14 protein-coding genes are annotated in these 19,093 nt (G+C 69.9%); 4 read left to right on the forward strand and 10 right to left on the reverse strand.

Annotation, left to right across the window (positions count from 1 at the left end):
- Positions 1 to 21: 21 nt before the first annotated feature.
- The 4 genes from H030_RS0101620 to H030_RS0101635 all read right to left on the reverse strand — a co-directional run bounded on the left by H030_RS0101620 (position 22) and on the right by H030_RS0101635 (position 3,239).
- On the reverse strand, positions 22 to 1,332 hold the full coding sequence (locus H030_RS0101620; RefSeq protein ID WP_027004820.1) for a sigma-70 family RNA polymerase sigma factor: 1,311 nt from the start codon (positions 1,330 to 1,332) through the stop codon (positions 22 to 24).
- Between the two features lie 287 nt (positions 1,333 to 1,619).
- Positions 1,620 to 2,123 (reverse strand): MarR family transcriptional regulator, encoded by a 504-nt coding sequence (locus H030_RS36065; protein WP_051221462.1) that lies wholly within the window; start codon positions 2,121 to 2,123, stop codon positions 1,620 to 1,622.
- Positions 2,107 to 2,859 (reverse strand): IclR family transcriptional regulator, encoded by a 753-nt coding sequence (locus H030_RS0101630; protein WP_155891774.1) that lies wholly within the window; start codon positions 2,857 to 2,859, stop codon positions 2,107 to 2,109. The genes H030_RS36065 and H030_RS0101630 overlap by 17 nt, the downstream gene beginning before the upstream one ends.
- The gene (locus H030_RS0101635) at positions 2,856 to 3,239 is read right to left on the reverse strand and encodes a hypothetical protein (protein WP_027004822.1); all 384 of its coding nucleotides are present in this window, start codon (positions 3,237 to 3,239) and stop codon (positions 2,856 to 2,858) included. Before H030_RS0101635 ends, H030_RS0101630 begins: the two co-directional genes overlap by 4 nt.
- A gap of 319 nt (positions 3,240 to 3,558) precedes the next feature.
- Between H030_RS0101635 and H030_RS0101640 the strand changes: the two genes are divergently transcribed.
- Complete coding sequence (locus H030_RS0101640) at positions 3,559 to 3,903, forward strand: hypothetical protein (protein ID WP_027004823.1); 345 nt, start codon at positions 3,559 to 3,561, stop codon at positions 3,901 to 3,903.
- A gap of 19 nt (positions 3,904 to 3,922) precedes the next feature.
- Positions 3,923 to 4,243: a hypothetical protein gene (locus H030_RS28480; protein WP_051221464.1), complete on the forward strand. Its 321-nt coding sequence runs from the start codon at positions 3,923 to 3,925 to the stop codon at positions 4,241 to 4,243.
- Between the two features lie 170 nt (positions 4,244 to 4,413).
- Here the strand turns inward: H030_RS28480 and H030_RS38770 are convergent, their stop codons facing one another.
- From H030_RS38770 to H030_RS0101660, 3 genes are all read right to left on the reverse strand, one after another.
- On the reverse strand, positions 4,414 to 5,052 hold the full coding sequence (locus tag H030_RS38770; protein ID WP_155891775.1) for a hypothetical protein: 639 nt from the start codon (positions 5,050 to 5,052) through the stop codon (positions 4,414 to 4,416).
- Between the two features lie 382 nt (positions 5,053 to 5,434).
- On the reverse strand, positions 5,435 to 5,722 hold the full coding sequence (locus tag H030_RS28490; protein ID WP_196808955.1) for a helix-turn-helix domain-containing protein: 288 nt from the start codon (positions 5,720 to 5,722) through the stop codon (positions 5,435 to 5,437).
- A 162-nt stretch (positions 5,723 to 5,884) separates the two neighbouring features.
- Positions 5,885 to 7,225 carry a glycosyltransferase gene (locus tag H030_RS0101660; protein ID WP_027004824.1) on the reverse strand — a complete coding sequence of 447 codons (1,341 nt, stop codon included), beginning with the start codon at positions 7,223 to 7,225 and terminating at the stop codon, positions 5,885 to 5,887.
- Between the two features lie 227 nt (positions 7,226 to 7,452).
- On the opposite strand from H030_RS0101660, the gene H030_RS0101665 reads away from it, so the two are divergent.
- The gene (locus H030_RS0101665) at positions 7,453 to 8,811 is read left to right on the forward strand and encodes an ROK family protein (RefSeq protein ID WP_027004825.1); all 1,359 of its coding nucleotides are present in this window, start codon (positions 7,453 to 7,455) and stop codon (positions 8,809 to 8,811) included.
- A 379-nt stretch (positions 8,812 to 9,190) separates the two neighbouring features.
- On the forward strand, positions 9,191 to 10,561 hold the full coding sequence (locus H030_RS0101670; RefSeq protein WP_027004826.1) for a hypothetical protein: 1,371 nt from the start codon (positions 9,191 to 9,193) through the stop codon (positions 10,559 to 10,561).
- A 609-nt stretch (positions 10,562 to 11,170) separates the two neighbouring features.
- Here the strand turns inward: H030_RS0101670 and H030_RS0101675 are convergent.
- From H030_RS0101675 to H030_RS0101685, 3 genes are all read right to left on the reverse strand, one after another.
- Positions 11,171 to 12,571 carry a hypothetical protein gene (locus H030_RS0101675; protein WP_035125727.1) on the reverse strand — a complete coding sequence of 467 codons (1,401 nt, stop codon included), beginning with the start codon at positions 12,569 to 12,571 and terminating at the stop codon, positions 11,171 to 11,173.
- 86 nt (positions 12,572 to 12,657) lie between these two features.
- Complete coding sequence (locus tag H030_RS0101680) at positions 12,658 to 17,748, reverse strand: FG-GAP-like repeat-containing protein (protein ID WP_155891778.1); 5,091 nt, start codon at positions 17,746 to 17,748, stop codon at positions 12,658 to 12,660.
- A 477-nt stretch (positions 17,749 to 18,225) separates the two neighbouring features.
- Positions 18,226 to 18,855, reverse strand: a complete 630-nt coding sequence (locus H030_RS0101685; protein WP_155891779.1) for a hypothetical protein — start codon at positions 18,853 to 18,855, stop codon at positions 18,226 to 18,228.
- Positions 18,856 to 19,093: the final 238 nt, after the last annotated feature.

Below are 19,093 nucleotides of genomic sequence, written 5' to 3' on the forward strand. Positions count from 1 at the left end.
GTGAGGAGGAATGACCTATAACTACTCACCGAGAAAGCTCCCGTTCCCGGAGCTGGTCGACGACGAGGTCCTCGACCTCGACGCAGACCCCCCGGTCGTCCCAGACGGCGGCGTAGCCGTTCCGGTGCCTGCGCTCCTCGGCTGCGAGAGAGTCGACGTCGTCGACGCCCTCGAGCCGCCCGGCCTGGCCGCAGCGTAGTGCGCTCGCCTGCGTGCCCTGTGCCGAGGTCTCGTCCTGTGCGCCGGAACGACAACCGCCGGCTCGGGCCGCCCCATGGTTGTGGTTACGCCCGCCAACCCTGCGGACACGACAGGCGACGGACCCGCGTGCTCGACAGGCAGTCCGTTGACCTGGCCAATCACCGCGACCGCGCCGCCACCGATCGCCAGCACGCCCATCACCGCCGCTGCGGCCTTCGCGGCTCCCGGCTGAGCAAACAGTCCCGGCCCGACGCCGCTGCCGACCACCGCGAGCTTCGTCGGCGCACGCTTGGCCAGCAATCGCGCCCCGAAGACGAACGGCAGCGGCGACAGGATCTGAACCGCGACGCGCTGGAACTTCAACTGCTCGCGCTCAAGCTGCTGACAGGCGTCGCAATGGCGCAGGTGGCGCTGCACCTCGCGCTTCTCCCTCCCGCTCAGCTCACCGGCCAGCAGTGCCGCCAACCGGCCGCGCTCCTCATCACCGACCTCGACGCCGACCGCATGGTGAATCAAGGAGTAGAACAACCTCCGCGCGTCGTGCAACCTGCGCCGCAGCGTGCGGGCGCTCATGCCGAGCTGCTCAGCTAGGCGCTCCTGATCCCAGTCGAGGTGATCGACGGCCAGCAGCACGACCGCCTCCTGCTCGTCGAGCGCGCGCAGGCCGCCGACGACGATCGCGCGGTCCAGCACGGCTTTGGCGTCCGGACCGCCGTCGTCGCACAGCTCGTTGGCCATCGTCCCAAGGACCTGGGCCTCGAACTCGCGCTCGGCCATCGAGCGATCGGTGCCGGCCGCTCCGATCGCCGCGAAGTCCACCGAGATCAGCCGTGGCCGCTTCGGCCCATCGCGACGTCCGTGTTCGGCACGCAGCGCCTGAACCGCGGCGTCGCGCAGGTACCGGTACAGAAGCCGGTTGCGCTCCTCGTCGGCAAGTTCCTGCAGCGCCGCCCAGTTCTCATAGACCCGCATGAGCGCTTCCTGCAGCGCGTCCTCGACGCCGATCCGCCCGCCGCGGCCCTCACCCTGCCGGCCGAGCACGCCACGGAGGTAGGCACCAAATCGGTCGGTGTACTCAGCGACGAACTGCTCGTAGGAGCGCTCTACCGGTTCGGACGTAATCGCGGCCATCGATACCTACTCAGACGAAACGGGTCGCCGGACGGCCACCCAATGTCCTCCCGCAAACACATCCGGTGAGTCACGCCGTTCGCTGAGCACACCTACCCAAGCGGGGCGATTCTGTACCCCCGCTCAGAATTTGCAGAGCTACCCACCGCAAAGCTCCACTTGAGGGGCCGGTTCGTCACAACCAACTTTGCTGCGCGTCTCGCCGTCCTCGTTGAGACAGCCCTCAGCACCTACCCGGGACGCCCGCTCGCTCCACCTCTTCCCACCGGGACCCCTCGCCTGCCAGGTCAGCCCCAGCGCACGGGCAGCGGGACGCCGCCCGCGGCGTGGCTGACGGCGCGGGCGGTCGTGGCGAAGGTGTCGGCGCGATGCTCGGCGGCTTCGGCCACCGTCGTGAGCAAGGACATCATGTTGGTGAGGCTCGGGGCATCCTGGTGGGACAGGTGCTCCAGGAGCTGCGGGTCCCAGCCGCCGACGCCGGTGGTCATCAGCGTCTCGCCCCGCCGCGTGATCTCCAGGCCGACGTCGCGGCGGTCGCTCGCGTTGACGTTGCGAGTGATCAGCTGGGCTGCGACGATCCGGCGGATCACGCCGTTGGTCCCGCCCGCCGTCAGCTGCATCTCGCGGGCCAGCTGCCCGGGCGCGATCCGGCCGGCGCGGCGGACGATGTCGAGCGCGAGCAGGTCGGTGGCGTTGACGTCGCGGCGCGTCGCGGCCGCCGCCGCGCGCTGACGCGCGGCGGCGGCGACGAGGCGGTCCAGGGCGTCGGCGATCTCAGCGGCGCTCGCCATCGGCCAGGTCCTGGGTGAGGTCGCGCGCGGCGCGCAGGACGTGCGGCAGCACGGCGTCGATGTCCAGCCGGCGCCCCGACGCGCTGACCGCCGCGACGACCTCGCCGTCGAAGACCACCGGCGCGGCGACCGCGCGCACGCCGGCCTGGTACTCACCGTCCTCGATCGCGTGCCCGTCGGCCCGGATCTGCACGAGCTCCTCGTCCAGCTGCGCGGCCTCCGTGATCGTCCGGTCGGTGTGCGGCGCCAGCCCCGCCGCGACCAGCGACCTGCGCCAGCCGTCGCGGTGGGCCAGCAGCAGCTTGCCGCCCGCGGTCGCGTGTGCCGGGACCAGCTCGCGCAGGTGCGGGTGCTCGTCCTGGGACCCGAGCGCGGCGTGGCACAGGCACACGACCGACCCGTACGACGGCGCCACCAGGTGCGCCGCCATCCGCGACCGCTCGTGCAGCAGCTCCACGTACGGCCGCCCGCGCCGCGCGACCGGCGAGTGCTCCAGCACCTGCGCGGCCAGCGCCACCAGCCGCATCGTCGGCGCGTAGATCCGCCGCGTGTCGCCGCTGCGCTGCACGTAGCCCTCGACCACAAGCCTCTCCAGCACCCGCCGCATCGTCCGCGGATGGGTGTCGATCGTCGCCGCCAGCTGCGGGGCACTCAGCGGCGACAACGCGAGCATCTCCAACGCCCGCATCGTTCTGGCCACATGCCACGCATCGCCGGCCGGGTCGGCCGCGCTCACGCCGGCTGCTCCGGCGGGTGCAGTTGCTCACGCCGGGCGATCGCTGCATCGCGTAGCTCGATCAGCTCCCGGCAGATCCCGATGCGCGCGACGAAGGCGTCGAGATCCTCCAACGCGTGGGGCGCCGGCACGCTGTCGTCGAAGAGCAGGGTGATCGCGCGATCGGCGAGCCGGCCGATCTGCTCGGGCGCCAGGCCGAGAAGGTCAAACGCCTCCACGACGCGGGCGGCCTCCAGGATCCGGGTTCGGATCTCGTCGTTCCATTCTCCGCCGGTGTCGCAGGCGCGCTCGAGCTCGTCCTCGGCGGCCTCTCGCAGCCGCGCTAAGACGTGGTCGGGCACGTCGAGATGCTCGGGCCAGGTACGGTCCGAAGTGCTCATGGAGTTCGCGCTCCTTGGGCCATGCCCCCGGCCGGTCGCACGGCGCGGGGGCGCTCAATTTCCCGGACCCGCAGGCCCGGCCGACTTCGTATGCCCACCGATCCCCGGCAGTCCGCCGCGAATCAGGGGTCGGCGGCGACGCTAGCTCGCTGACCGAGAAAGGGGAAGCGAGCCAGCCGAGCGCCTCGCGAGGTGGGGCCACACAGTTTTGCTCATCCGACGCACAAAGGTTCCGATCTATCTGTGCCGTCCGGGTGCTCATCCGATGGCAGGGGTCGCTGATTGCGTTGGTGTCCGTGAGCGGGCGTAGCGTGCGCGCATGCTGTTCGAGCTGACCGAGCGCGAGGCGATCCGCAGCTACCTGCGCGCCGTGCGCCGTGAGCAACTTCGCGCCCGCGTCCTGGGCCGCGAGGAGCAGGTCGTTGACCTGCTCGCCGCCCAGGTCATCGCCGTCGACGCCGGCCCCGAGGACTACTACCAAGCCGTTGCGGCACCGTTGGACTACATGTTGTCCTTGCTCGACCGGCCGCAGCTACGTGACCGGGTCTCGCGCGTCGAAGTGGATCTCGACGCCCTCGACGATGATGCTCGCGCGTTGCTGGAATCCCTGCTCGCACGCGCCGGCGCGATCGTGCGGCTGCGGGGTTCCCGCGCCGGGGGCTGACCGCCCGGAGCGCGGCACCGTGAGCTACAGCCCGGGCGACCGCTCGACGCCCGAGCTGCTGGGCGACTGGGCGGCGATCATGCGCGAGCTGCGCGACCGCGACGTCATCCGCACCGACAACAACCCGGTCGGCGACATCGCTGAGGTGATCGTCGCCGGCATGCGCGGTTCCTTCAGCCAGGCCGGCTGGGACGTGCTGACCGCTGCGGGTGAGCGCATCCAGGTCAAGGCGGTGCGCGTCACCGCCACGACCAAGCGCCGGTCGCTGAGCCCGATCCGCGACAGCGCCTATGACTCTGTCGTGGTCGTGATGCTTGACGAGGACTTCCAGGTCACCTAGGGCCTCGAGCTCGACCGAGCGCTCGTCGAGGAGCTCTTCGCCCACCGCGCCTACGTCAACGGTCGCGTCATCACCGTCACCCGGGCGCTACGCGCCCACCCGCAGGTCACGACGGTCGACCTCGCGCCGGCCGCCACACGGCTCGGCACCTGAACCCGCGCCGAGCCCGGCTAGTAGAAGACGTAGCGGAACTTCGTGCCGCTGCAGAAGCGGCGCAGCTTCAGGCCCATGGTCGATCCGTGGGAGCGGTTCTCGGCAGAGGGCACCAGCGCGACGTCGGCACGCCAGCCCATCGGGTTGCTGCCGCGCGTCAGGCCCGGACCGCGCCCGCGCGCGACGGCGGGCGGATACTCGTCGCGGTCATAGCCGGGCTTGGTCGCCACGCCTTCCAGCAGGCGGGCGCGGCGCCGTGCTGCGCCGGGGCGGTTGAGGACTAGCGTCCGCGGCCAGCCCCTGCGCAGCGCGCGGAGGAAGTGCCTGCGGATGTTGGGGTACTTGGTCTTAGAGAACGTGACGTCCTGCACGCCGGGCGGGGTCCTGCACCTGGCCGGGTCCGCCGCGCTCTCGGCAGGTGCTGTTGACGAACTTGTCGTGTCGGGCGCCACGGTCGAGCAGGCGCAGGGCAGCGACTCGCAGTAGATGCCGTCGCCGTCGGGGTCGCGGGTGTCGCCCGCGGCCTGCGCGGCGGCTTGGTTGGGGTAGTCAGAGCACGCTGCAGCGTGAGCGAGCGTGGGCGTCCGGCCGGAGAGGCCGGCGGCAAAGACGCCGGCCAAGACGATCGTGAGCAGCAGGATCCGAAGAGGCGACACGCCGACAGCACCCTAGCCCGGCGCCCGGGCGCCGCCTCGCTGGCGCCTGGGCCGAGGGCCGGAATCGTCTCGTTCGAGCAGGCGATCGGGCCAGAGCGCGAGCGCAAGCTGCATGGCCGCAATGACCAAGCTGCAGGTCGGGTGGTGGGTGGCGAGGCAGCCGATCGCTCGGAGCAGTGCTGTGAGGCGGGTCCGCAGGACGCGGGCGGAGTGGTTGTTGGGCTCGAGGCTCGCTCGATCATCAGGTGAGGAGAAATCAGGCATCTGCTCCTCTAGCCAGTCAGAGAGCCCAATTCACCCCCCTCGCGCAAAATTCTCCCGGTCGCCGACCTCCTCCTGGCTGTATCGGCGCTCGGTCGCGCGGCGGGCCGGTCGACCGAGCTCACCCCGATCGCGACAACGGGTGACGCGGGTTAGGGTGAGGCGGCGCCATGACGACCCGTTCTGACCGTGGCGACCACTTCACGCCGTCAAACAGCTCGGCCATCGTCACGCCGAGCCCGCGAGCGATCCTCTCTAGCGAGGAGGTCCGGGCATCGACCTCGTCGCGCTCTATCCGGCTGAACACCGCGGGAGCCATCTCGCACGACCTTGCGAGCTGCTCCTGCGACAGATGGAGCCCCATGCGCAGCGACCAGACCCGGTACCCGATCGTGATCTCGACCGCCATGCACGCAGCGTCCACCAAGAGCCGCATGCGCACCACAACCGCGAAGTTACGAAAAGTCTTGCGGAATCCTAACTGATCTGTAATCGCATGCGGGTAAGACTTGCTGTTATGCGTCCGGAAGTGCGAACTTCTTGCTCTCGCCGTCCCTTGACTCCGACATTCTCATCCCCCATCGCTACGCCACTTAGAGAGGACAGCAAGTGGCTGAGCGCGCAGCGTGGCGGTCGCGACAACGCCACGACTCGTCCCGCGAGCGAGCGCCGACGCGAACGTCCCGACGGTGGCGACGGCGGTCGCGTCGCGGAGGATCACTCCGCACGGCACGGCGCAGGTCCACCACCAACGGGCGACACACCATGCTAAGACACGTGGCGCCGTCCGCCACCGCTCCGACGTGAAACGCGGTCCAGCAGCCAGCACTGCGACGCCGGCGATCACGTAGCCGGCGCCTGCCGTGAGGACAAGTGCAAGCGCAAACGCCAGGGCTGTGTCCGACGGCACCGCTGCGAACGGGAGCCCGAGTGCGGCGCCGAAGAGCGCTGGGCCGGGCACCCAGGCCGCGAGCCGCGCAAGCTCCAGCCCGCGCAACACGCGTACCGCTCGACCCTCCGCGGCAGCGGGTCGCCGCAGCGCGGTAATCGAACCTGACCACCAGACCCGGTTTCGCCGTGCCGTCTCACCCACGCCCGGCTTCGTGTCGGTCGTCGCAACGGAACGGACCGGGGCGATCGCGCGGCCCGCACGCGAGAGGTCATAGCCGAGCGTGATGTCCTCCGAAGGCTCCTCAAAGCCAGCGGCGGCGACGTCTGCGCGGATCGCCACACAGCAGCCCACGGCGTACGACAGCGGAGCCCAACGACGGCGTTCGACGGAGCCGCGCCGATACCCGAGTCGCAGAAGCGTCAGCTCGAATCCGAGCCGCCAGCGCGTGTGGAGCAGAGCGTCGGCCCGGACAGGCCAGGCGCTGCCGGGCGGTGCCGCGGACACGACGAGCGGCTGCAGGACGTCCGGCCATACCGCACGGTCAGGTCCAGCCGCCGCCACCACCGCCTCAAGCATGCCCGCTTCGACCTGCGTGTCGCTATCGACCATGATGATGTAGTCGGCGGTACCGGTCGCGAGTCCCGTCTGCGCCATTGCCAGGTTGAAGCGGGCCGGCTTGGTGTTGATCGCGGCCGGCGTGCGGATCGCCGTGACGCGCCTGCTGCGCGGCGTGGGTACGTCCGCGCCGACCACACAGATCCGCAGGCGGCAGCCCGCAGGCACGCGCGCGGCGAGAAGCGCTTCGACGGCGGCCGAGAGCGTCGGTTCGCCGGTCGTCGCGATGATCGCCAAGAAGCGACGCGGCCCTGCACCGCCAGCGAGATGGCTCGGGCGACGCAGCCACCGAGCGTTGACCACCGCGGCTGCGCTCACAATGAGACCCAGCAGAGTCCAAGCCCCCGCGAGCACGACGAGGGCAGCGGCGAGCGCCGGAAGGAGCGCGAAGGTCGCGGTGAGCATCCTGCGCCGGGACCGTACCGATCCTGGCGGCCGCTCGCCCGTACTCTGAGCGCACAGATACACATTGCGATCAGCGCTACTGCGTTTCGCAGTGCACCTGATCGGCAAGACAACATCCCATCTGCCGCCTGGAGCAGCACTCGGCCGAACCAATAACCTAGTCATTCGGCAAGGACCACTCAAAAACAGCGTGCGCAATATACTTTCTGCCTGTAGGTTGCCGCGCTATGCCCGAGGCTGGCGAGGAGAAGGAGCCCGAAAAGGCGTCGCCGCAAAGCCGCGCGATCGCGTTCTGGACCGTTGCCGACCACGGTCCGCTCTCTCTCAGGGCGCTCGAGCAGAAAGCGCGCGCCGTCGGCTCTCGGAGCTCCGGTGATCGCACCCTTCGCAAGGCACGCCCGGAACTCGTCGACGAGGGCTGGCTGGAGAAGGTCAAGGGGCAGGGCAACCGCGACGATCAGTGGCGGCTCGGACCCCGCTCGTGGATCCTCGCCTTCGCCGTCGGACGTGAGGAACTCCGCTGCGCGCTCGTAGATGGCCACGGCCAACACCACTACGGCGAGGTCTGTCGCGCACTGGTGCTGCCGCTCTGGCGCTCTCGGGCGCACCCGCCGCTGTCCCCAGACGATCTGGTCACCGAGATGGCGGCCCTGACAAGAGCAGTGTTGGCCGGCGCAGCCGGCCACCCCAAGTTCTCTCCTCCGCAGACTGTGGCGTTGGCGTGGCCCGGCCAGATCGACGAGGAGGCCGGCGGTCCCGTCAAGTACGAGCGCAACGAGAACGGGTGGGAGCAGAGCGTCCGCCTTGATGAGCTTGTGGCGCGTGCAGTCGCCGAGGCTGGGATCACCGGCGCGCGTGTGTTGCTCACCAACGACGCCGACTCTGAGTTCATCGCCGAGAGTCGATGGGGTGTCGCAAAAGGTGAGCACACTGTGATCGGAATCAAGCTCGCGGGTGGCATCGGCTGCTCGGTCCTGGTCGACGGTCGCGTCCACCGCGCCAAGACACGGACGGTTGGCGAGCTCGGGCATCTACCGGTTCGTGTCGACGAACCCATACCGTCGGACCTCGCGAAGTCCCCGCCGAACGGTGTCCTCGGGCTCGATGACCTCACCTACTGCTCGTGCGGGTCTAACGGCGCGCCACACCTCGAGCGGTGGGCCTCGGGCCGCGCGATGGTCGAGCGGCTCACGCCCCACCCCGCCGATCTCGCCGATGGCTATGAGCCAGCGCTAGAGCGGATCGATGCGGCGTCCGGCGACGCGATCTTTGTCTTCAGCCAGACGGCCGAACTGATGGCGCAGGCACTTGCGGCTCCGATCCTGCTTTTGGAGCCCGACTTGGTGGTGGTCTCCAGCGCGCTCAGCCCGGAGCGGATCGTCGCCCAGTTGTCAGGCAAACTGCCGGGCCGCCTCATGCGTGATGTGCGGATCCGCGCCGCCGAGCATCCCGGCGGTAACTGGGCTCCGGTGCTCGGAGCGGCCGCGCTGGCGTTCGAGCGGTGCGGATATTGGGAGACGGCGAACGACGGTCAAGCGCCTATGCGCCAAGAGTTCCGCGGAGAGCCCCCGAGGTCACCTACCTGACGCTTGCCGCAGGCGCGGGCCAAACGCCGCTCGGATCGTTCCGCGTCGTCGGAACTTCGGCATTCGAACTGCCGCGGGTCGGAGGTTCTGTAAACGTGGATGTACCGGTGCTCGGCGACCCATCTCCCGGACGGATGCCGACCGGAGCCACGGCTCGTTTAGGGACTATCTCGGATGGGCTCCTTGGCGCCGGGGATCGGCTTGAAGAGCCCGCCCGAGCGGTTCTACCGTGCCGCCACTCGGTCGATGCGGGGCGCTCACCAAACGAAGGGTGCCGACGGGTCGATGTGGCTCTCCAAGCACGAAGGATCTGCACATGCTCATTGCCGAACCTCCCCGCCGGGATCGGGGAGACTTTCACGAAGAGCTCTCGCTCGGTGTGACCGTAGACAACGTCTCGACCCGCGGGTTGCGGCGGGCGCTCAAGTTCGCCGCGATTGTCGTCGTCGCCGGCGCGTGCGGCGGGGCGGGCGCGCTGGTTGCGACCGGAACGGTCGGCGTCTCGGTGCGCAACCGGAGCGCGGCGCAGGTGCCGGGCGCGGCACCCACCAGGAACCAGACGACCGGCGCCGACCGGCACGCCACCCCCAAGCACGGCCACGGGACCGGCAGGGCCTCGTCGACGACGCCGAGGAGCAAGACGCACGACAAGCCGGGCTCCAAGCGCAGCTCGACGACGATCAAGCTCAGCGCCGGGACCTCCTGGAAGGGCGGCGCGAGCGGTGCGACCAAGACGAGCCCGGCGGCGGTGGCACCGGCGGCCGTGGCCCCGGGCACCGGGGCCAGCGGTACCAAGGCGAAGATCGTCCAGCACGCGGAGACGCACACGAGCGGGCGCAGGACCGGGGGCGGTTCCGGAACGACCTCGCGCCCGCCGAGCGGGTCGGGCACGGGGTCGGACACAAGTTCCGGAAAGGACGCCACGACGGACAGGGCCAGCAGGCCGAACTCCGGCGTCAGCCAGCAGGTGCACAGCGGCCGTGACGCGACCGGGGCGCAGTCGGTCGACGGCACCGCTGGCGCGGCGAGCTCCGGCGGCACGGTCGTCCTGCACTCAGTGCAGCGCAAGGTGCCGGTCGCGCATGCGGTCGCGCTCATTGCGAAGAAGAAGCCGGCCAAGCGCAAGTCGCACAAGGCCACCAAGAAGACGAAGAACAACAAGAAGAGGAAGCCGAAGCCGAAGGCCAGGCCGAAGGTCGGTCAGAGCGTCACCGCGGGCGGTGCGGCCACCACCGGTCAGACCGTCGGCTCAGGCTTCTCGGGCGCGGCGTCGACCGGCGGCACTGTGCTCGGCCCTGGCGCCACCCAGGGCGGCGGTCCGACCGTCAGTGGCGGCGGGACGGCGGCGGGACACGACAACGCCCCGGTCACCGGCGCCAACGGCACCACCGCCGGCAACGACAGCACCGCCATCGGTGGCGACAACGCCCCCGTCACCGGCGCCAGCGGGGCGACCGCCGGCAACGGCGGCACCGCGGTGGGCGGCGATGTGGGGTCGTCCTCCACGCAGGGCGCCGGCTCGCCGGCGGGGACGAACATCGGGTCAGGGGCGCAGTCGATCTCGACGGTGACCACGATCACCTCGACGACCACGACAACCTCGACCTCGTCGTCGGTCTCGAGTACCAGCACACAGACGGCCTCGACGGGGTCGGCGACGGTGACCGAGAGCACGAACGGCGGATCGGCCACGTCAGGCAGCGTGACGCTCGGGGGCGGCAGCACGATCCTCATCGGCGTGCCGGCCTGAGGTGACTAGGCGAGGCGACCCGGCCGTGGGGTCGCTGCGGACCCCACTTCGCGGCGCCCGACTCGCCGCCCCAGGCCTTGCTGTTGGGATCGGCTGACGAGTGTGTGAGGGCGGCCGGAGGATCACTTCCTCCGGCCGCTTCCCCTCAAGCCGGCGCCGGTAGCCGTTGCCGTCGTTGCGGTTCGGTGCCCAGGCGGCGGGGAGGCCTTGGCGGCCCCGTCACCCGGCGTGCCGAGCCACTGGCGAGCAGCGGGTCGTGCGTGAGCTTGAACGCGTCGGTGCGTCACCGTCGGGTTGTTCCTTCCGGGGCTCCGAGCGCGCCGTGCCCTTCGGTCGTCGGCCGGCGCGCGGCGATCATCAGCGTCGGCGTCCGCTCGGCGACGACGCTGGCGGCGGCAAGCCGCACCTCAGGGTCTTCGCGCGCGTGCGCGCGAAGACCCTCAGATCGCGGGCGGTCGCGCTCGATAACCCCTAATTCCGGAAACCCCAGACGTCAGTCAGAAGGCCTCTCGGCCGTCGCTGCCTAAGAGTGCGCCAACGTCACGCTGCACCCGCGAAAGGTTGGTGTCGGGCGCTGCGTCCGATTCTAGGTCGCGCCCTTGCGCCGTCTCAGCGCCGAGGCGACACCGGGACCGTGATGGTCCGCGGACGCGTGGTCCCGGCGCCGTCGGAGAGCTGAGCCCGGAGCCAGACCTTAGTCGTCTTGCCAGCGATCCTGCGACGGAGCGCCTTCTTGACGGGAAGCGCAACGCTCGCTGACCGATCGGAGCTCGCGCGTCCGAGCAGCGCGCCGCGCGGGCCTCCCAGCCGGGCTGTCACGTGTGCGGCCTGGCAGTCGCTGAGCCCGCGACAGGAGAGGGCGATCGTCAGGTTCGCTCCCGACCAGCGGGGCCGGCGCTGCAGGATGAGAGCGCAGGACTTCGGGTTCGACACGTCGGTGGCCGGGCCGTCGGCCGAGGCTCGGACGAGGAGGGCCTTGTCGCAGCGGTTGGCGATCGCCGCGACGTTCTGGCCGTCGAAGGCAAACCGGTCCTGGCCGTAGGCGCCGACGCCGCGCAGGACCGTGTGGGCCCGCGTGCCGGCGGTGTCGGTGACGAGAACTTCGCCGCCGGTGACCGCGTTCGCTCCGCGCGGGACGACCAGCGTTGCGACGCGACCGTGCGCCAGGCGCGCGCCGGACAATGTGCTGCCCGCTGGGATCGGCAGCACCCGGGGGACCGGCTGTGCCGCAGTCGCGACGACGACCGCGACGGCGTTTGGCGAGTTGGGATCGACGTGGCCGAAGAGCGCCAGTGTGCCGTCAGGGTCCAGCGTGAGGCGAACGTCACCGTTGACCAGCGCCACCGGGACGCGCAAAAGCTCTCGGCCCGTGGCGTCGGCAACGACCGCGGCGCCTGGGCCGGCGCCGTCGGGAGCGCCCGTCGGCTCAAGCCACGCGGTCAGCGACCCGGCGACCACCACGGGCGAGACCGCCGTCGGCGGCAGGGCCCGGCGGGTCTGGCTGGCCACGTCGAGCACCTCCAGCGGACCGCAGCCCATCCCTTCGGTCGCCACCTGATCGCCGTCGGCGGACGGGTACGGCAGGTCCCGCGGGAACACGCAGGCCGCCGAGACCGCGGCCAACGGGCCGCCCAGACGGCCCGCCCACGTCCGGCTGAGGTGCTGGCCGGTATCGCCGGATCGGCCACCGCCAAGGTCGAAGACGGTCGTCACCGTCGCCACCAGCGTCGTGGGAGTCGCAGCGACCGCCGCCAAGACCCCGCGGCCGGTGAAGGAAGCTCCGTCCGTGCGCGCAGGCTCCCCGGACAGCCGCGCCAGCACGGTGCTATGCGCGCCCGCGGCCGCCTCGATGCGCACCGGGCCGGCTCCCGACTGGCGGGACGGAACGTAGACCAACCGCGATCCGCCCAGAACCGGCCCCTGCGCGGGCGCGTAGGGCACGGTGCCCACGACAACAGCCCGCGCCGCGGCACTCGTCACCACCGACAGCCCGGCAACGAGCACCAGCATGACCCCGAGCGTACGGCCTCTCATGCTGCGTGAAACGCGCACCGACCCCTCGTGTTGCGATCGACGCACGACAGAACCTCGGCCGGTCAGCATCCTGATGCCAGCGCGAGGGGGCTCTTGCCGTTGTCGGTGGCCCATTGGCGCACGCGGCAGAAAGCCGAGCGCGACTGCGGATTGTTCCAGGCCGGCGACGTGTTCGGGCCGACGCCATACGGTCGTTGCCCGTTTGGCTCCAGCAGCCGCGAACTGCCGAGCACACCGGTGTCGAAAGCCAGGCCGTCCCTTGTCTGCGCGCCGGCCGTCACAGCCGCCAGCGTGGGATACGCCTCGTTGAGTTGCCAGAGCGTGAACATGCGGGCGCCGTTCTGCGCCGCCCGGTTCAGCGCGCTGGCCAGGAACGTCGCGCGCTGCGACTCGCTCCACGCCACCGGGCTGTGGCCAGCCCTAGCCACCCTCGACCCGTAGGGCACGTTCCAGTAGCCGAATTCTGTGATGTAGAGACCGGGCTTGTTCCCGGTCGGCGTTCGGAGCTGGCCGTTGTGGTACAGGTCGCTCAGGACGTCCTGGAAATGCCCGATGTCGTAGATGCCGGTGCCCTTGCTGTTCGTGCGTGGGCTGGAGCGATGCTGGTAGGCGTGCCACGCGACGCCGTGAGCCACGAGGTGCGGTGAGGTGTCCACGACGTCCCTGAGGAAGCCGAGGGTCGTCTGCGACGTCCGATGAGCGTGGTCGCCGTTCCTGCAGCTGACGGGCTTGACGGGACGGGTGATCTCGGACAGCTCGCCCAGGTACACGATGGCACCCTGGTTGGCCGTCTTGGCGGCGCTGTAGCCGGCCGAGTACAGATTGCGGTAGAGCGTGCTGGTGTCTTTTTGGACCCTGTCGCACGTTCCGGCTGTCAGGAACGTAGCCAGGTTCGGCTCGTTCCAAAGGGAGAACCGATGGACGCCGAGCGGGTAGAACTCCGTGACGACAGCGCTGACCAGGCTGGCGAACTGCGCCGGGTCAGGATTGACGTTATGCCTCGTCGGATAGTCGTAGTCGGCGCTTTCGATCGTCATGTACGGCGTCAGCCTGGCCCGCTGGGCGCAGAACACGGCGTTGCGCAGGCCCTGGCGGTAGACGTCCCTGTCTGGGGCATCCATGTAGCGCGACCAGTAGACGTTGATGCGGATGTAGGTCGCACCGCCTTGGCGCATGCGGTCGAGCGCCAGTTGGGGCGACGCCGGGTCCGTGGCCGCTGCCAGCTGCGGCATGGCGCAGCGCACCGCAGGATCAGGCTCGTTCTCATCCTGCCTTTGCAGCGTTCCTGAGGTCAGGTCGTCGTCCGACCAGGCGATGGAGAGACCAGCGCTGCCGCTGACCGCCTGCGCCGATGGCGCGACCAGGCTGTGGGACCCGGTGTCGCCGTCAGGGTCCTCGGGCGTGTCCGTGTCTGGGGTCCAGGTGGTGTCGCTGACCGGGTAGGGCGCGGTGCCGAGGTGCACCGTGACCTGCGTGCCGGAGCGGCCGACGGCGTCGGCGCGCTCGTCCCCGTCGATGTCGCCGGTGGCGAACCCGTTCGCCACCGGCAGCACCGTCGTTTTCGCGGACGCGCCGAAGGCGGTGCCGCTGGAGGGCAGGTAGCTGACGGTGCCCGACGAGTCGCGGACGAGCAGATCGGCGGTGTCGTCGCCGTCGGCGTCGTCGATGACGAGATCGCCGGAGGGCGCGGCGCCCCAGTCCTGCATCGTGCTGAACGTGTTGGCGTCTGATGCGCGGACCTCGACCCGGCCGGCCCGGACCAGCACGAGGTCGGCGAGACCGTCGCCCGTGACGTCGCCGAGTTGCGGCTGGCTGCCGGAAGGCAGGGAGGCCCAGGTGGCCAACTCGTCGAACACTCCGCCGTCGGCGTAAGCCGACTTGACCGTGCCGTCGCTCTGCACCAGCAGGAGGTCGTCGGTCCCCGAGCCATCGACGTCAGCCGTCTCGAGCCTACCGGCGGGCGCGCCAGCTAGCCACACGGCGGGCGTCCCGAACGAGTCGCCGCTGGAGAGCGCGACGCGGACGTCAGCATCACCGGAGTTGCGCGCCACGAGGTCTTGGTCGCCGTCGCCGTCGACGTCTGCCAGCGCGACGTCAGACGCGTCGACCCCGCTCCATGTCGACCATACCGCCCCCGTTTCGAAGCCGGCCGCGCCGTCGGACGCGAACACCTTGATCACGCCATCCGTGGAGACCGTCACGAGATCGTCCGTGCCACTGCCGTCGACGTCACCGACGAGAGCTACATCCGTAGCCCCGATGGTCGTGGTGATACGAGAGACCGTCACGGTCCAACTCGCAGAAACCGAGGTGTTGCCCGCAAGATCCTGAGCCACTTCTCTGAAGGTATGTGCCCCGTCCGTCAGCGTCGTCTCGTCGAGATCGACCTCTTGACTGACGCCTTGCGGGCACGTGCGCGGCGGGCTGTCAGGTGTGGAGCAGGTGGATGCCGCTGCGATTTGAACCGGTCCGCCGTCGATTTCGAGCGCGACGCGGCGAATGCCAGAGATGCGTCCGCTAGATCCGGCGAGGTCAGTGGCGCTCAAGGTCACGCTCGTCGTTCCCTCACCGTCAAGGGAGCCATTCGCCAAGTCATGGAGCGCCCCGCTTGGCGCGCTGTCGGGCCGCGTGGTGTCCCAGTTGGCGTCGGATGCCGCCCAGGCCGGTGACGCGGGCAGAGCCGAGGTCCTTGGGCTGGCGGTGGCGACATGCTGGTACTTGTCGTAGGTGTAGGTCGTCTGGCCGTCGTCGGTGGGTGTGGCGGTGGCGTTGCCGGCGGGGTCGGTGACGATGGTGGTGCGCGTGGTGGTGTTGTAGGTGTAGGTGGTGGTGGGGTTCTTGGTGGTGTCGGTCGGGTGGGCGGCGTCGAGGAGGCGGACGACCTTGGTCACGCGGGGGTTGCCGATCGCCGGGGTCTCCCAGGTGATGAGGGTCTGGCGCCCGGAGGGGTCGGTGATCCTGGTGAGCAGGTTGTTGGTGTAGGCGTACTGGGTGGTACCGCCGCCGGTGCCGGGTGCGGTGGCGGAGTTCAGGACGGTGCCGTCGCTGCCGCCGTAGTTGTAGGTCCAGGTGTGACTGCCGTCGCCGGTGCTGGCGGCCATGCCGTTTGAGTTGTTGGGCTGGGTGATCGCGCGGCTGGCGTTGGCGGTGATCGTCGTGCTGCCGCTGGTCTGCACGGTGTTGACGACGTTTCCGTGGCTGTCGACGACGGCGCGCTGCTGGCCGGTGTCGTAGAACAGGTAGCTGGTGTTGGTGGTGGTGTCTGTCAGCCGGTAGGGCAGGTTGGAGAAGCCGCTGGATGAGCAGCCGGTCCACGACGTCTTGCACAGGGTCAGGTTCGGCGCCCCGGCGGGCGAGTTGTAGGAGTTGCCGGCGCCGGGGGTGAAGCGGAAGGACGACCCGCCGGGTGAGACCCAGTTGACCGAGCCGTCGTCTTCGGGCCAGAGGCTGGAGATCGTCGCGCCGTCATACCAACCGCGGCCGTAGTGGCCCCAGCCGGAGGCCATCGCCGAGCGCCAGGAGCGCGTGACGCGCACGTCGTCAGCCCCCGACGCCGAAAGTGAGGCGTCGCGCTCGGTGTAGGTCAGGCCGCCGTTTGAGACGTTGACCGCCAGCTGGCTGTGGTCCGACAGCGCCTGGCTGTCGTTGGTGTAGGGGCCGTCGAGACCGCGCGGGTCCTCCCAGTCGATGTCGACCGCCGGCCACTGGGCCTGGTTGCCCTCGGTCGAGACGAAGGAGTAGACCTGCTGGGGTGCGCCGGCATCGGCGGCCAGCTGGATGCCGTTGTCGATGCTGTCGCCCCAGGCCCAGCTCTGGATCGCTTCGGTCGGGACGTCGAAGTAGTACCAGTAGCCCTGGTGGCCGACCGACGTGGCGATCCCCGGGGTGCCGGTGGTGTCGCCGCCCGGCGTGGTCCAGCTCGTGCTTCCGTCGCGGGTGTTCCACGTCGCCGCGCCGGTCCACCCCGCGCCCATCGCGCGGACGCGCAGGTTGGAGCTCGACTGCGCCGCCGTGCCCGGATCGAACAGCGACAGCGTCGCGTCGTAGATGACCGCGTCCTGCGGGATCGCCGAGCGCACGTTGAAGTACAAGTTGCTGCGGTAGTTGTGCGACGCGTCATGGCCGACCCTCAGCGTCGGATCGGCGCACAGGCTCGTGGCCGCCGACGACCCGTCAGCCAGCGTGCAGTCCAGCTGCGCGCCATGGAAACGCAGACCGGAATCCGACCAGTACACGTCGGGATCGACGGTGACCGGGAAGGTGCGGTCCGGGTTGGTCAGCCAGTCGTGGTCGACGGCGAGCGTCAGCGTCCAGCCGTCGCCATCCGCCGCCGCGGCGATGTGCAGCGTCGTTGCATGCGAGACCGCCGCGGGCTGCGCGCTGTCCCACACGACGGGCGCCCCGAGGCGGAACGCGACCGCGCCATCTCCGTTGCGGAAGGTGATCGAACCGTCGGCCTCGTCGGTCGGCGACAGCCCGGCACCGGCCCTGATCCTGTAGGTGAACACCGAGCGCGCCGAGGCGTCAGCCAGCGTCAGCTGCTCACGAAGGCCGCCATTGATCGCCTGATACTCGGCATCGACCCCGTCGGCCACGCCGTCATACGTCGCATGATCGCCATCGACCGACGCCGTGGCGTCGGCGCCCTGCATCTGGATCGACAGCGAATCGCCGTCGTGGCTGAACCTGAACGGGTCGTCGAGGCTGCTCGGGATCTGCGCATCGCCATCGTTGGCACGCCGGTGCACGTAGCCGGAGTCACCGGAGACCAACGAGTTGTCGATCTCATGCCAGTCGCCGCCGTCCTGGTAGTGGACGGGCTCCGGATAGACGCGCGTCGTCAAGCTCCCGTCATCGCGCCGGAACGTCTTGGACTGCTCGGTGCGCAACCCGACGACCTCATCGTCGCCGGCCGGAGCCTGCTCCTGGGTTGGCGCGGCGACCGTCGGCGTATCCGCAGCCGACGACGAGTCGGCGTTCGTGGTCGACCCTGCGACCAACGCCACCAACAACGCTCCTGCCGCGGCCCACAGAGAGACGAGCACCACCCAGCGCAACGAACGAACGCCCACGAAAAACCCCACCAGAATCGAGAAATGGACCGACGCCGCGCAGGAGGAGAGCAAGCCGCGCAGCCGCTCAGCACCCAACATCAAACAAACCCATTACGTCAAGCAACGGACCGTTCAATGTCCACCAAGAGACCGTTGAACAGATGTACGAGGTTTGAGTGCTGCATTCGCGGGTATCAGTGTCGGCTTCCGCCTGGGAAGCCGACTAACCCACAACGGCCTCCTGCGCCCGCATACCGGCTCTCCGATCACACCGAGACCGACAACGGCGCCGCCGCGCTCGCCCAGCCCGGCGCTGGTCGCCTGGTACCAGCGCAGCCACCACCACGCCATCGCGCCGCAGACCGCGAACCCTCGCGTCGACGGCACCTTCACCGCACCACCCACCCGCTACGCCGTCCCAGACTTCGGCCGTGACCCGCTACTCGTCGCCGACCCCGCCGACGTCGTGTTCGCCACCCCGGAAGGCTGGCTCGTCCACGCAGCGCCATGATCGAACCGACAACATGTAGGCGTCGATTTCAGCGCTCCTCCGCGGGAACGCCGACCCATGGAGACTCAGCGATCAGCCATATCCGCAAAGCCCTGCTCGACCAGCGCTCCCGGCCGATAGAGGATCTCCGACAGCTCCGCGCGCGCGGACTCGAGCAGCGCGGCAGCCGCTGGGTCGACCTCAACCGTGCTGTAACCGACCAGCCGGACCGGTGGAGCAGCGAACCAGCGCTCCGGCTCGGCATGAGCCAGCAGCGTCGCGTCACCGATCGGCTCGCGGCGCCAGCGGCCAGCCGCCTCACCATCGAACGTCAACCGACCGCCATAGCCGGGCCCGAGCAGTTGGAGACCGAAGGCGTCGGGCGCGAAGAAGTCTTCGAAGGCCACGGTCGTCGCGGCGTTGCCCCGTGGCCGGTAGCCGGGCCGCACCGGCCAATCGCCGGGAAGACCCAGATCGTCATACAGAGCCATCGCCGGTTTCCAGCCGCGACGGACCGAGGCGTATACGAGGTCGTTAGCCGTCGCGCGCAGCAGCTCGCTGAGCTCCTCGATTTCCCGGTCCCAAGCTTCCTCGACTCCGTGACCGGCGACGATCAGCGCGATGCCGCCTCGCGCGTGAGCCGAGATGGCGCGAAAGCCGTCGGCGTCGACACAGGCCGAGGCGACCGAACCACCGCGGGCCGTCTCACGCACCATGGCCGCCACGATCTCGCTGCCCAGATCGGCAGGGACGACCCACCCCGTCCCGGTCGCGCTCACCGCCGTCGGCGCCGCCGCTTGTGCTCTGGCACGTGACCACCGTTCGCCGGCTCGCAAAGCCTCCGTGAAGGCGGTCCCGTCGGCGTCCCCCGAGAACCGGCTTCTCGAGCGGTCCGAAATTGGCTTTCCCAATTCGGTGCTTGCCCGAGCATCCAGCGCACGCTCAAAGCTCAGC

Source organism: Conexibacter woesei Iso977N (assembly GCF_000424625.1).
Classification (GTDB): domain Bacteria; phylum Actinomycetota; class Thermoleophilia; order Solirubrobacterales; family Solirubrobacteraceae; genus Baekduia; species Baekduia woesei_A.

Excerpts from the sequence above, each read along its gene's own strand:
- H030_RS0101685 (WP_155891779.1), bottom strand. The coding sequence starts at position 18,855 with ATGGTGCGTGAGACGGCCCGCGGTGGTTCGGTCGCCTCGGCCTGTGTC.
- H030_RS0101640 (WP_027004823.1), top strand. The coding sequence starts at position 3,559 with ATGCTGTTCGAGCTGACCGAGCGCGAGGCGATCCGCAGCTACCTGCGC.
- H030_RS0101680 (WP_155891778.1), bottom strand. The coding sequence starts at position 17,748 with ATGTTGGGTGCTGAGCGGCTGCGCGGCTTGCTCTCCTCCTGCGCGGCG.
- H030_RS36065 (WP_051221462.1), bottom strand. The coding sequence starts at position 2,123 with ATGGCGAGCGCCGCTGAGATCGCCGACGCCCTGGACCGCCTCGTCGCC.
- H030_RS0101675 (WP_035125727.1), bottom strand. The coding sequence starts at position 12,571 with ATGCTGGTGCTCGTTGCCGGGCTGTCGGTGGTGACGAGTGCCGCGGCG.
- H030_RS0101635 (WP_027004822.1), bottom strand. The coding sequence starts at position 3,239 with ATGAGCACTTCGGACCGTACCTGGCCCGAGCATCTCGACGTGCCCGAC.
- H030_RS0101665 (WP_027004825.1), top strand. The coding sequence starts at position 7,453 with ATGCCCGAGGCTGGCGAGGAGAAGGAGCCCGAAAAGGCGTCGCCGCAA.
- H030_RS28490 (WP_196808955.1), bottom strand. The coding sequence starts at position 5,722 with ATGGCGGTCGAGATCACGATCGGGTACCGGGTCTGGTCGCTGCGCATG.
- H030_RS0101620 (WP_027004820.1), bottom strand. The coding sequence starts at position 1,332 with ATGGCCGCGATTACGTCCGAACCGGTAGAGCGCTCCTACGAGCAGTTC.
- H030_RS0101660 (WP_027004824.1), bottom strand. The coding sequence starts at position 7,225 with ATGCTCACCGCGACCTTCGCGCTCCTTCCGGCGCTCGCCGCTGCCCTC.